This window comes from Streptomyces sp. CA-135486 (assembly GCF_050936555.1).
Taxonomy (GTDB): Bacteria; Actinomycetota; Actinomycetes; order Streptomycetales; family Streptomycetaceae; genus Streptomyces.
In genome coordinates, this window is the sequence record NZ_JBNJMM010000002.1 from 541,242 (window position 1) to 552,936 (window position 11,695).

Genomic DNA, 11,695 nt, shown 5'->3' on the forward strand with positions numbered 1-11,695 from the left:
AGGGGTGGGGAATCGTGGTACGAGGTCGAGGTTTCAGACGCGTTGTGGGCGGGGGACTGGTCCCTGCGGCGCTGGTGATGGAGGTGCTGAGCGGCTGCTCGTCGGAGCCGAAGCCGGACCGGCCGGCGGGCGCTGCGAAGGGCACGGCGAATGACGGGGCGAAAGACGGGGCGCAGGGCACGGCGAAGACCGATACGCCGACCGCGGCCAAGGGCGGCACGGTCGGGGGCGCGGGCTCGCCGTGCGCCCTGCCCGTCTCGTTCGACCTCGCCGCCGACTGGCAGCCGAAGGCGGTCAGGGACGACCCCACGTTCGGGCTGACCAAGCAGGGTCCCGTCACGCTGGTCTGCGAGATCGACGCCAAGCCCGCCGGGCACCTCGGCTTCATCCGCGTCTGGACCGGGGGCGCCGGTGGCGACGACCCGCGCAAGGCGCTCGAAGCCTTTGTCGCCGAGGAGGCGAAGAGCCGGGGCAAGGTCGTGTACGCGCAGACCAAGGCGGGCGAGTACGCGGCGGCCGAGGTGAGCTACCTCAACACCAACGAGTTCCTGGACGAGCCCAAGAAGGAGCGGGCGCTGGCCTTCACCACGGGAAAGGGCGTGGTCGTCGTGCATCTGGGCGGACTGGACTCCGAGGAGCACGAGGCGATGCTCCCGGCGTACGAGCTGGCGAAGAAGAGCGTCCGCGACGCGTGACGCAGGGGGCGCGTCGTACAGCCCGCTCCGCGCGCGGCGGAGCGGGCTGCTCCCGTACGGCGATGTGGCGCACCTGCCCCTCGCCTGCCGTCGGGCCTGTGGCGGATCGCCCTGGTCGCCGGGGCGCCCGTGCTCGACGATGTCGTCCCGAACGGGGGCGAGGCCTGCCGGCCCGGGCTCCGCTGCTGACGGCGGTGACGATCGCATACCACCGGCGCAGGCGCGGGAGCCCGGCGACGGCCTGAGGCCGGACGGGGGGCGTCCCCGTGGGCCTGTCATACCGGCCTGGGATCATCGGTATGTGAGTACGGTCGAGAAGGCGCTGGCAGGCGCGCTGTACGTGGAGGACGACTCGGCGCTGGACACCGCGGCCTCGCTGCTCGCGGCGGACCCGGCCGCCGATGCGGAACTGCGCCTGCGTGGCGCGGAGTTCGTGCGCCGGGCGTGGGAGCGGGGCTGGCAGCCGGCCGATGTCGTACGGCTCGTGAGGCGCGACCTCGACGAGACGCACGAGCGGCTGGCCGCCGAACTGATCACGGGGGAGAGCAGGCGGTACGAACACCTCACCCCGCGCTGGACGGCGCAGCTCACCGAGCTGGAGGCGCACGTCCCGTACCGCGCCGACCGCTTCTCGTACGCGACGACGGTGCTGGAGCTGTACCGGTTGCTGGTCCGGCTGCCCTCCATCGAGCCGGTCGGCCCGGTGCCCGGCGCGTCCGTCCTGCACGTCGCCCCGTCGGCGGGGGAGCCGCGCATGCTCCCCCGTATCCGTGCCCTGCTCGCCAAGGCGGAGGCGACGGGCTACCCGGACGAGGCGGAGGCGCTCACCGCCAAGGCGCAGGAGCTGATGGCCCGCCACAGCATCGACGAGGCCCTGCTCGCGGCGCGGACCCACCGCCCGGACGCCCCCGCGGCCTGCCGCATCGGAGTGGACGCTCCGTACGAGACGGCCAAGGCGATCCTGCTGGACGCGGTCGCCTCCGCGAACCACTGCCGTGCCGTGTGGAACAGCGCCTTCGGCTTCTCGACGGTCGTCGGCTTCGAGGCCGAGCTGGAGGGGGTCGAGCTGCTGTACACCTCACTGCTGGTGCAGGGGACGGCGGCGATGACGCGGGCGGAGGCGGGCCAGCGCGCCGGTGGCCGCAAACGGACGAAGACTTTCCGGCAGTCGTTCCTGATGGCGTACGCGAGCCGGCTCGGCGAACGACTGGCGGCCGCGAGTGAGCGTGTGACCGCCGCCGAGGATCTGCTGCCCGTGCTGGCGTCCCGGGACGTGGCGGTCACGGATCGCGCGGATCAGATGTTCCCGCAGACGACGAGCACACGGGTGCGCGGGGTGACGGACCTGGCGGGCTGGGAGCACGGCACCACGGCGGCGGACGGCGCGCAGATGCCGAAGGCGCACCCAACGCTTCCTTGATGGCTTGCTTGATGCCCGGGATCGGGGACACGCAGTTCCACGGCGGACCCCTGCCCCGCCCGGAGACAGGGCAGGGGGCCGTGGTTCAGCGCTGCTGGACGAGCGCCTTGCCCGCCCGGGCGTCTGCGGAGCAGGAATTCTTCTCCGCATCGGTCATCTTGCGGCTCTTGACGACCACCGCGTTGCTCCTGCCGTCCGTGCCGTTCGGGGCCGGTCCGGTGATGGTGTCCTGCCAGAACCAGTAGTAGTGACCCCACTTGGGGCTGTCGTAGTGGGTCTGCCAGGTGCCGGAGACCTTCTGCATCACCTGGGCGCGGGAGATCCAGCCCACTTCACCGGGCTTGACCGTCATGCCCAGGGAGCTGCTCTCGGAGTGCGTGCTCGACCAGGTGTGGCTGTAGGTCGCCGTCACACTCAGGTCGATGATGCCCGCGATCTTGCCGCCCGCGGTGACCGAGACGCCGGCCGAGTCGGTCGAGCCCACGGTGTCGTTCCAGGTCAGGGACTGAGTGGCGTCCGACGTACTGCAGTTGAAGAGCGAGTCGGAGACCTGGCGGAACTCACCCAGGTACGCCTCGCCCAGCTGGGGGGAGTTGAAGGAACACTTGCCCTCGCCCGAGGCGCAGTCCGCAGACAGCTGCTGCAGTGTCGGCTGCTCGTCGGCGACCGCGGACGAAGCGGCCGCCGCCGCTATCCCGCATGCGGCCACGGCTGTGACCAGTAAACGGCTGCCGTACCGCATGGCGCGGTTGTTCGTCATCCTGTTGCCTTTCGCATGTGCTGGGGGGTCGGTGAATCCACCTGCGGGCCATGGGAGTTGAGGCGCCCGATGCCCGGCGGAGATCACCGCCTGTTGCGTCTGCGATTGTTGCGACAACGAGTCCGACACGCCAGGGGCGGCGCAACGACAAAGGGCCACGGACCCGGTGAAGGTCCGTGGCCCCTGGGCCCTTACGTCAGGGAGTCGGGAAGCCGGTCGGCAGGCCCGGCGGCAGCTTGCCCGCCGCCGACTTGGTCAGCGTGTCCTTCGCGCCCTTGTCCCACGAGATGACCAGCGTCTTGCCGTCGTTGGACTCGATGGAGCCCATCGTGCGGTCGGTGTTCCCGTCCGCACACTTCAGCGACAGCATCTGCTTGCCCATGTCCGACACCTCGCCGGTGCAGGCGTGCCCGTCGGCCAGCAGCACCGCCTTCGTGCCGGTGACGGCCAGGGACACGGCCTTGCCCCCGGTCACGCCTGCCCAGGCGCCCTCGATATTCCCGCTGTCCCCGCCGGCGTCGCCGCCCGCGTTCGTCGGCGCCGTGGACGCCTTGTCCTTGCCGCCGTCATCACCGCCGTCGCTGCCACAGCCGGACAGCACGAGAGCGGCGGCCGTGGCAAGACCTGCCGCGGCGAGTGACGTACGTACGCGCTTGTGCACTTCTCTGTCCCCCTTGTCGGTTCCAAGACCGCGCCAAGCTACCAGGAGGACTTCCGCACCCCCGGCAGGAACCCGGCGTGCGCCTGCTCACGCACCCGCACCCGCGACAGGCCGAACTGCCGCAGATGCCCGCGCGGCCGACCGTCCACGCTGTCCCGGTTGCGCACCCGCGTGGCGCTGGCGTCGCGCGGCTGTCGTCGCAACTCCTGCTGTGCAGCGATGCGTTGGGCCGCGTCCGTGCCCGGACGCCGGATGATCTCCTTCAACTCCGCCCGCCGCGCCGCGTGGCGCTCCACGACCGCCTTGCGCCGCTCATTGCGGACGATCTTGCTCTTCTTCGCCATCAGACCTTCACCCCGCGGGCGCGGATCCGGGCCACGGCCGCCTCGATCCCGATGGTGTCGACGGTCTTGATCGCGCGGGCGCTGAGCGTGAGCCGGACATGGCGGCCCTCGCTCGGCAGCCAGTAGCGCTTGCGCTGAATGTTGGGGTCGAAGCGGCGCGATGTGCGCCGGTGCGAGTGGGAGATGTTGTTGCCGAAGCCGGGCCGGGCGCCGGTCAGCTGGCAGTGCGCGGACACAGGGTGATTCACCTCTCGTTGGACGAGGACCCATTTGGTAATGGAAACCATTTCCATATACTAGCCCCATGGCCCGCAACGAAATCCGTCCGATCATCAAGCTCCGCTCCACGGCAGGTACCGGCTACACGTATGTGACCCGCAAGAACCGCCGTAACAACCCCGACCGCATGACCCTGCGCAAGTACGACCCGCTCGCCCGCCGCCACGTCGACTTCCGAGAGGAGCGCTGAGCCCCATGAAGCCCGGTATCCACCCCCCGTACGACCCCGTTGTCTTCCGCGACAAGGCGGCCGGTTTCGCCTTCCTGACTCGCTCCACCCTCACCAGCGACAAGACGGTCGAGTGGGAGGACGGCAACACCTACCCCGTCGTCGACGTTGAGGTCTCGTCCGCGAGCCACCCCTTCTACACGGGGACCGCGCACGTCCTCGACACCGCCGGCCGCGTGGAGCGCTTCGAGCGCCGCTACGGAGGCCGGGCGTGAGCCTTCCCGTCGCGCTCGTCGCCGGGCTGCACGCGGATGCCCGCAAGGCCGCGGTGGAGCGGCTGCTGGCCACCGTGCCGGGCAGCGTCGCGCTCCACCACGACCTCTCGACTGCCGTACAGGGCATGGTCGTACGCACCGTCCGCGACGCGCTCGGCACGCGCAGCACCGGCGAGACACCCCTGGTCAACGACTGTGCCTGCTGTGCGCTGCGCGAGGACCTGGTGCCCGAGCTGGAGCGGCTCGCAGACGACGGCACGACCCGGCTCGCCGTCGTCGAGCTCTGGGACTCGGTCGAGCCGAAGGCGATGGCCGAGGTCATCACGGCGCACGGCGGCGAACGCCTCGCCGTCACCGCCGTGATGACCGCCGTCGACCCGGCGCTGCTGCTGCCCTGTCTCGGCAACGGTGACGACCTGATCGAGGCGGGGCTCGCCGCCGCCCCCACCGATCAGCGCACGATCGCCGACACCTGGGCACGCCAACTGGAGTACGCGCCCGTACTCGCCGTCGTCGACAGTGAAGAGGCCGACGACGAGGACCGTGCGCTGCTCGCCCAGTTGCATCCGACCGCCCGACATGTCGCCGTGGAAGGGCCCGACCTGCCGCACGCGGCCCTGGCCGGCTTCGACGTGGAAGCGGCCGCGGCCGCCCAGCACCCGGCCTGTGCGCTGCTGCCCCAGGAGGCGGACGACTGCGGAGTCGGTACGTATGTCTGGCACCGCCGCCGCCCCTTCCATCCGGAGCGGCTCTACCGGGCGCTGGAGGATCTGACCTGTGCGGCGGCCCGCAGCCGCGGCCGCTTCTGGCTCGCCGACCGCCCGGACACTCTGCTGGCCTGGGACGCGGCGGGCGGCGCGCTCTGTGTGGAGAACGCGGGTCCCTGGCTCGCCTCCCTCCCGGACGCCGCCTGGGAAATGGTCCCGCCCGTCCGCAGGGCGGCCGCCGCGCTCGACTGGCACTCCGAGCACGGGGACTGCTGCCAGCACCTGGTCTTCACCTCGCCGGGCCTGGATCGCGACGGCCTTGAACAGCTCCTCGAATCCTGCCTGTTGACCGATGCCGAATACCTCGCGGGCCGCGAGGCCTGGAAGCGGCTGCCGCCCGCCTTCGACTCCCTCCTGGAGGTCTGATGTCCCCCCGCCGCACCGACCCGCGCAAGCCCGTCAAGTCCCGCCCCAATCCACTGGACCGGGACGGCATCACGTACATCGACTACAAGGACACCGATCTGCTGTGGAAGTTCATCTCGGACCGCGGCAAGATCCGCAGCCGCCGGGTGACCCGGGTGAGCGCCCAGCAGCAGCGGCAGCTGGCCCGCGCGATCAAGAACGCGCGGGAGATGGCGCTGCTGCCGTACTCCTTTGGCAAGTGATTGCGTGAACGAGGGAGCCAGAACGGTCCGGCATACGTCTCTTCCTTGTGAAGGCGCCCTTCAGGGCCGCGGAGGACGCGGGACCGGCTCGGGCCGCGGCCGTGGGTGCTGTAATCGGGGGACCACCCCGCGTGCACGTGCATCTGCTCGGGCGTCTGCTCATGCATTGGCATATGAACACAGCTATGATCCGGGATAGTTGACACCTGCACCTTGCATCCCGGGAGCGACTTGTGCACCACGTGTACAACGGCATGGCGGCCACGGAGCTTCACGGTGTCGTCTGGCAGAAGAGCAGACACAGCAACTCCCAGGGCTCCTGCGTGGAGTTCGCCAAGCTGCCCGGCGGGGACGTGGCGATGCGCAACTCACGGCACCCCGAGGGCCCCGCACTCGTATATACGCCTGCGGAGATCGAAGCGTTGCTCCTGGGTGTCAAGGACGGGGAGTTCGATCACCTGGTCGCGGGGAGCCGGCCCACCGAGGGGCCGGCTCAACCTGCGAGAAGCTGGCCGGAACCGTAAGACACCCCCCTAGCCGAGGCGGAACAGCGCCCAGACCACCTTGCCGTGCAGTGACCCGGCCAGCGGGTGCCACCCCCAGCTGTCGCTGAAGGAGTCCACCAGAAACAGGCCCCGGCCCGACTCGGCCGCACCGCTGGGGTCCGGAAAAGGGGCGTCGTCGCTCTCGCCGGCCGCCCCCGGGCTGTCATGGCTGGGATCGCGTACCGCGCACACCAGTCGGGTCGTCCAGCGCATCAAGTGCAGCCGTACGGGAGAGTCCTGGTTCTCCCGGGGAGTCTCCGCGGGCAGCGCGTGCCGCAGTGCATTGGTGACGAGTTCGGAGACGACCAGCGCGACATCGTCGAAACGGTCGCTCAGATCCCACTGGCCGAGCGTTGCCTTGGTGAACTGCCGGGCCCCGCGCACCGCTTCATAGCGGGCGGGCAGGGCGCACGAGGCGGAGCCGGAGACCGCTGCGGGATCGATGGGGGGAAGCCCCTGCCGTAACGGCTCGAGCATGGTCGATCCATTCATCCCCATGCGAGGCACTCCCGGGAATCGCGGCTGTGACGCTACAACACGTACGAGCATGCAGGTGCGCGACCACCATGCTTCCGAATGCGTAGGGCAGATGCAAGGGCAGATGCACGTGCACGCGCCGGACCTGTCCAAGCCCGTGCCGATTCTTGCTCATTTCTTCCCCCAATCTCTTTCGCCCCCTTCCCAACGTCTTCTCATCTCTGTAATCGAATGAGTACGGGCTGAAGCGTTTTGGTGGCAGAATCCCGGGTCTCGGGGTTCGGGGGAGCTCCGTCAGGCCAACTGAAGTGGCGATGAAGAGCGATGGGGAGGGCTGGAGTCGTGACCGCAAGCGAGTCGAGCGGTTCCGTGGTGCGGCGCATCCTGTTGGGCTCGCAGCTGAGGCGGCTGCGCGAATCACGCGGCATCACCCGCGAGGCCGCCGGCTACTCGATCCGCGCATCCGAGTCAAAGATCAGCCGCATGGAGTTGGGACGGGTGAGCTTCAAGGCGAGGGACGTCGAAGATCTGCTGACGCTTTACGGAGTCACCGACGAAGCGGAGCGTGGATCCCTGCTGGGCCTCGCCAAAGAGGCCAATGTCGCCGGATGGTGGCACAGTTACGGCGATGTGCTGCCCGGCTGGTTTCAGACATATGTAGGGCTGGAAGGCGCCGCCTCGCTGATCCAGATCTACGAGGTGCAGTTCGTGCACGGACTGCTGCAGACCGAGTCGTATGCCCACGCCGTCGTCAGCCGGGGCATCCCCCACGCCCCTCGGGCCGAGATCGACCGCCGGGTCGCGCTCCGCCTGGAGCGTCAGAAGGTCCTCGTCTCCGAGCGTGCGCCCCGTTTCCACGCCGTACTCGACGAGGCCGCGCTGCGCCGCCCGTACGGCGACCGGGCCGTGATGCAGGGCCAGTTGAGGCATCTGATCGAGGTCTCCGAGCAGTCGAACATCACCCTCCAGGTGATGCCGTTCAGCTTCGGCGGTCACGCGGGCGAGAGCGGCTCCTTCACCATGCTGCGCTTTCCCGAGTCGGACCTCTCCGACATCGTCTATCTGGAGCAGCTCACCAGCGCCCTGTATCTCGACAAGCGCGAAGAGGTGGCCCAGTACGAAAGGGCCATGAGGCGCCTGCAGGAGGACAGTCCGGATCCGGCCGAGAGCCGTGACGTTCTCCGTGGTCTACTCCAACTCACCTGAAACGCAAGTACTATGACGCGACATCAGCCATAAAGCCATCTGCTTCTGCCGTAAGGAATCAGATCACATGTCCTTCTTCACCGAGCTGGCCCACCAGTACATCGATGGCGAGTGGAGGCCGGGAAGCGGCTCCTGGGACATCATCGATTTCAACCCGTACGACGGCGAGAAGCTGGCCTCGATCCCGGTCGCCACGGCGGTCGAGGTGGACCAGGCCTACCGCGCCGCCGAACGCGCGCAGAAGGCCTGGGGCGAGACCAATCCGTACACCCGGAGGCTGGTCTTCGAGCGTGCCCTGCGCGTCATCGAGGAGCGCGAGCAGGAGATCACCGAGACGATCATCGCGGAGCTCGGCGGCACGCATCTGAAGGCGGGCTTCGAGCTGCACCTCGCCAAGGAGTTCCTGCGCGAGGCGATCCAGCTCGCGCTGCGGCCCGAGGGCCGGATACTGCCCTCGCCCGTCGACGGCAAGGAGAACCGCGTCTACCGGCTGCCGGTCGGTGTCGTGGGCGTCATCAGCCCCTTCAACTTCCCGTTCCTGTTGTCGATCAAGTCGGTGGCCCCGGCGCTGGCGCTGGGCAACGCGGTGGTCCTCAAGCCGCACCAGAACACCCCGATCTGCGGTGGATCCCTGGTGGCCAAGGTCTTCGAGGACGCGGGCCTGCCCGCCGGACTGCTGAACGTCGTCATCACCGACATAGCCGAGATAGGCGACGCGCTCCTGGAGCATCCGGTGCCGAAGGCCATCTCCTTCACCGGCTCCGACAAGGTGGGGCGCCATGTCGCCACGGTCTGCGCGGCCAACTTCAAGCGCGCCATCCTCGAACTGGGCGGCAACAGTGCGCTGATCGTGCTGGACGACGCGGACATCGACTACGCGGTGGACGCGGCGGTCTTCAGCCGTTACGTGCACCAGGGCCAGGTCTGCATGGCCGCCAACCGGGTGCTGGTGGACCGCACGGTGGAGCAGGAGTTCACCGAGAAGTTCGTCGCCAAGGTCAAGACCCTCAAGGTCGGCGACCCGTCCGATCCGCTGACCCACATAGGCCCGCTCATCAACACCTCACAGGCCGACGCCGTCACCTTGCTGGTAGAGCAGACCGTGGAGGCCGGAGCGACGGCCCTGCTGCACGGCGGCACCGACGGCAATCTGGTGAGCCCGTCGGTGCTGACCGGCATCGCGGCCGACTCCCCGGTCCTGACGCAGGAGATCTTCGGCCCGGTGGCGCTGATAGTGCCGTTCGACGGGGAGGACGAGGCGGTCAGGATCGCCAATGACACTCCGTACGGGCTGAGCGGCGCGGTGCACACCGCGGACATCGAGCGGGGTGTACGGATCGCCAAGCGGATCGACACCGGCATGATCCACGTCAACGACGGCACGGTTCACGACGAGCCGATCGTGCCCTTCGGCGGCGAGAAGCACTCGGGCAGCGGGCGGCTGAACGGCGAGTCGATGATCGAGGCGTTCACGACGCAGAAGTGGATCTCGGTGCAGTACGGCCGTTCGCAGTTCCCCTTCTGAGGCAACGGACCCTTGCGGACAGAAACTGTCCGCAAGGGTCCCTAGCCTGGTTGTTGTCAGGACGGCAGCAGCCAGGCTCGGAAGGGCGGACATCATGGTCACTCACGTTCCCGCAGAGGCTCACGGCGACGAGCGCGGCGCGCTTCTCTCGTTCGTCGAGGCGCAGCGCGGCGCGCTACGCCGCTCGGTGCTCGGACTCACCGAGGAGCAGGCGGCCGGCCGCCCCAGCGCCAGTGAGCTCTCGCTCTCCGGACTGCTCAAGCATGTCGCGGAGACGGAGCTCGGCTGGCTGCGTCGTGCGCAGCAGCGGCCCAACTTGAGGCAGCGCACCGAGGAGACGTGGGCGGACAGCTTCCGTCTGGTCGGCGACGAGACGGTCCCCGGGACGCTGGCGTTCTGGGATGCGGTCGCCAAGGAGACGGCGGAGTTCATCCACTCCGTGCCGAGCCTGGACGACACCTTCCCGCTGCCCTCGCAGCCCTGGTTCCCCAAGGACGGCAGGGTGTCGATGCGCTGGCTGCTACTGCACCTGGTCGAGGAGATCGCCCGGCACGCGGGCCATGCGGACATCGTGCGCGAGTCCCTGGACGGAAAGACCGCGTTCGAGCTGGTGGCGCTGGAGACCGGCCAGAGCTGGGGTTAGGGCCTGTCCTGGAGTTGAGTCAGAGCTGCGGTCAGGGGGTGTCCTGGAGCCGCTCGGCAATGTCCGCGCGCAGCTTGAGGAGTTGGACGCGCTGTACGGCGGTGGGCTGCTCGTCCGTCAGGGCGAGCACCCGGTCAAGGATCTTCGCCGCGCCCTCCGGATCGTCCTTGGAGTCCGCGAAGAGCGTCGCCATGTGCAGGGCGCGGGCGAAGGTCTCCCGGGGAGCCGGCTGGTGATGCTGGTCCTCGCTGATCTGCTTGCCGACCCGGATGCAGTTGCCGCCGGGGTCGGTCATCAGGAACTGGCGCATTCCGTAGCTCATGTCCCTGAGCTGCCCGATTCGCGGCAGACCGCGGGTCGGGATCTTTCCGTACGCTGCTTTCAGACCACTGCGGAAGGACTCGTACAGCGTGTCGACGTCGTCCGTGACGACGTAGCACGTGCTGAACGACACGGCGGGGTCGTACTTCCTCCTCCCGAAGAACTCCAGTTGGATGCCACCGCGCTCGACCACGGCGTACGGATTGGGGCTCTTCTGCTGGAAGGTCACCTCGAAGCCCAGCGCGGTGTAGAAGTCGAGCACTGGCTTCAGGGTCTGGCACGGCAGTATCGGAATCGTCTTCTCGGCCATGCCGACTACTCTAGTCAAAGTTGAATAGAAAGGTGCGCGGATGTCAGCGATCCGGCTGCTGGTACTCGGCGCCGTACGCCAGCACGGGCGGGCGCACGGCTACCAGGTGCGCAACGACCTGGAGTACTGGGGAGCCCATGAGTGGTCCAACGCCAAGCCGGGTTCGATCTACCACGCGCTGAAGCAGATGGCGAAGCAGGGGCTGCTGCATGCCCATGAGGTCGCGCCCTCCACGGCCGGCGGGCCGCCGCGGACCGAGTACGAGATCACCGAGAAGGGCTCCGAGGAGTTCTTCCAGCTGCTCCGCGAGGCGCTGACGTCCTACGACCAGAAGACGGACGTGCTCTCGGCGGGGATCGGCTTCATCGTCTGTCTGAAGCGGGAGGAGGCGGTGGCGCTGCTGAAGGAACGGGTGCGCGGCCTGGAGGAGTGGCGGACCTCGGTGACCGGGTACTACACGCCGGAGGACGGGCCCGAGTCGATCGGGCACATCGGCGAGATCATGAACATGTGGGTGCACTCGTCGGACGCCGGGGCCCAGTGGACGCGGGGCCTGATCGAGCGGATCGAGGGCGGGGCGTACACCTTCGCGGGGGAAGGCGACCCCTTTGTGGGAGTGCTCGCGGAGGGCGAGGAGAACCCGTACGCGACGGGCGAGCCGCATGAGGGGGACCACGGCTGACGGTCACC

The 11,695-nt window shown here is 68.8% G+C and carries 17 protein-coding genes; 11 read left to right on the forward strand and 6 right to left on the reverse strand.

Annotated elements, in window-relative coordinates; all coding sequences use genetic code 11:
- Positions 1-44 precede the first annotated feature (44 nt).
- Both ACQEVG_RS21625 and ACQEVG_RS21630 read left to right on the forward strand, forming a co-directional pair.
- Entirely contained in the window at positions 45-695 is a 651-nt protein-coding gene (locus ACQEVG_RS21625; protein ID WP_432986451.1) for a lipoprotein, read from the forward strand.
- Between the two features lie 301 nt (positions 696-996).
- Entirely contained in the window at positions 997-2,115 is a 1,119-nt protein-coding gene (locus ACQEVG_RS21630) for a DUF2786 domain-containing protein (RefSeq protein ID WP_432986453.1), read from the forward strand.
- Positions 2,116-2,200: 85 nt separating this feature from the next.
- Here ACQEVG_RS21630 and ACQEVG_RS21635 read toward each other — a convergent pair whose 3' ends face one another.
- From ACQEVG_RS21635 to rpmB, 4 genes are all read right to left on the reverse strand, one after another.
- The gene (locus tag ACQEVG_RS21635) at positions 2,201-2,875 is read right to left on the reverse strand and encodes a hypothetical protein (RefSeq protein ID WP_432986455.1); all 675 of its coding nucleotides are present in this window, start codon (positions 2,873-2,875) and stop codon (positions 2,201-2,203) included.
- A 196-nt stretch (positions 2,876-3,071) separates the two neighbouring features.
- Positions 3,072-3,536, reverse strand: coding sequence for a hypothetical protein (locus ACQEVG_RS21640; RefSeq protein WP_432986457.1), 465 nt, complete (start codon positions 3,534-3,536; stop codon positions 3,072-3,074).
- Positions 3,537-3,574: 38 nt separating this feature from the next.
- Positions 3,575-3,880 carry a 30S ribosomal protein S14 gene (gene rpsN, locus ACQEVG_RS21645; protein WP_432986459.1) on the reverse strand — a complete coding sequence of 102 codons (306 nt, stop codon included), beginning with the start codon at positions 3,878-3,880 and terminating at the stop codon, positions 3,575-3,577.
- A complete protein-coding gene (gene rpmB, locus ACQEVG_RS21650) occupies positions 3,880-4,116 on the reverse strand; it encodes a 50S ribosomal protein L28 (protein WP_432986461.1) in 237 nt (78 codons plus the stop codon). Before rpmB ends, rpsN begins: the two co-directional genes overlap by 1 nt.
- A 68-nt stretch (positions 4,117-4,184) precedes the next feature.
- Here rpmB and rpmG point away from each other — a divergent pair, with 68 nt between their 5' ends.
- The 5 genes from rpmG (at position 4,185) to ACQEVG_RS21675 (ending at position 6,502) form a co-directional block, all read left to right on the forward strand.
- On the forward strand, positions 4,185-4,349 hold the full coding sequence (rpmG, locus tag ACQEVG_RS21655) for a 50S ribosomal protein L33 (RefSeq protein WP_432986463.1): 165 nt from the start codon (positions 4,185-4,187) through the stop codon (positions 4,347-4,349).
- Positions 4,350-4,354: 5 nt separating this feature from the next.
- Complete coding sequence (locus tag ACQEVG_RS21660) at positions 4,355-4,603, forward strand: type B 50S ribosomal protein L31 (protein ID WP_432986465.1); 249 nt, start codon at positions 4,355-4,357, stop codon at positions 4,601-4,603.
- The gene (locus ACQEVG_RS21665) at positions 4,600-5,736 is read left to right on the forward strand and encodes a CobW family GTP-binding protein (protein WP_432986467.1); all 1,137 of its coding nucleotides are present in this window, start codon (positions 4,600-4,602) and stop codon (positions 5,734-5,736) included. Before ACQEVG_RS21660 ends, ACQEVG_RS21665 begins: the two co-directional genes overlap by 4 nt.
- On the forward strand, positions 5,736-5,978 hold the full coding sequence (rpsR, locus tag ACQEVG_RS21670) for a 30S ribosomal protein S18 (RefSeq protein WP_432986469.1): 243 nt from the start codon (positions 5,736-5,738) through the stop codon (positions 5,976-5,978). The genes ACQEVG_RS21665 and rpsR overlap by 1 nt, the downstream gene beginning before the upstream one ends.
- 233 nt (positions 5,979-6,211) lie before the next feature.
- A complete protein-coding gene (locus tag ACQEVG_RS21675) occupies positions 6,212-6,502 on the forward strand; it encodes a DUF397 domain-containing protein (RefSeq protein WP_432986471.1) in 291 nt (96 codons plus the stop codon).
- Positions 6,503-6,511: 9 nt separating this feature from the next.
- On the opposite strand, the gene ACQEVG_RS21680 is transcribed toward ACQEVG_RS21675, so the two are convergent.
- Positions 6,512-7,021: an ATP-binding protein gene (locus tag ACQEVG_RS21680; RefSeq protein ID WP_432986473.1), complete on the reverse strand. Its 510-nt coding sequence runs from the start codon at positions 7,019-7,021 to the stop codon at positions 6,512-6,514.
- Positions 7,022-7,342: 321 nt separating this feature from the next.
- Here ACQEVG_RS21680 and ACQEVG_RS21685 point away from each other — a divergent pair, with 321 nt between their 5' ends.
- The 3 genes from ACQEVG_RS21685 to ACQEVG_RS21695 all read left to right on the forward strand — a co-directional run bounded on the left by ACQEVG_RS21685 (position 7,343) and on the right by ACQEVG_RS21695 (position 10,374).
- The gene (locus ACQEVG_RS21685) at positions 7,343-8,206 is read left to right on the forward strand and encodes a helix-turn-helix domain-containing protein (RefSeq protein WP_432986475.1); all 864 of its coding nucleotides are present in this window, start codon (positions 7,343-7,345) and stop codon (positions 8,204-8,206) included.
- A 67-nt stretch (positions 8,207-8,273) separates the two neighbouring features.
- Complete coding sequence (locus tag ACQEVG_RS21690; protein ID WP_432986477.1) at positions 8,274-9,731, forward strand: aldehyde dehydrogenase family protein; 1,458 nt, start codon at positions 8,274-8,276, stop codon at positions 9,729-9,731.
- A 94-nt stretch (positions 9,732-9,825) separates the two neighbouring features.
- Positions 9,826-10,374: a DinB family protein gene (locus ACQEVG_RS21695; protein WP_432986479.1), complete on the forward strand. Its 549-nt coding sequence runs from the start codon at positions 9,826-9,828 to the stop codon at positions 10,372-10,374.
- A gap of 31 nt (positions 10,375-10,405) precedes the next feature.
- On the opposite strand, the gene ACQEVG_RS21700 is transcribed toward ACQEVG_RS21695, so the two are convergent.
- On the reverse strand, positions 10,406-11,005 hold the full coding sequence (locus tag ACQEVG_RS21700) for a bleomycin resistance protein (protein ID WP_432986481.1): 600 nt from the start codon (positions 11,003-11,005) through the stop codon (positions 10,406-10,408).
- Between the two features lie 40 nt (positions 11,006-11,045).
- Here ACQEVG_RS21700 and ACQEVG_RS21705 point away from each other — a divergent pair, with 40 nt between their 5' ends.
- Complete coding sequence (locus tag ACQEVG_RS21705; RefSeq protein ID WP_432986483.1) at positions 11,046-11,687, forward strand: PadR family transcriptional regulator; 642 nt, start codon at positions 11,046-11,048, stop codon at positions 11,685-11,687.
- The last annotated feature ends 8 nt before the right edge of the window (positions 11,688-11,695 follow it).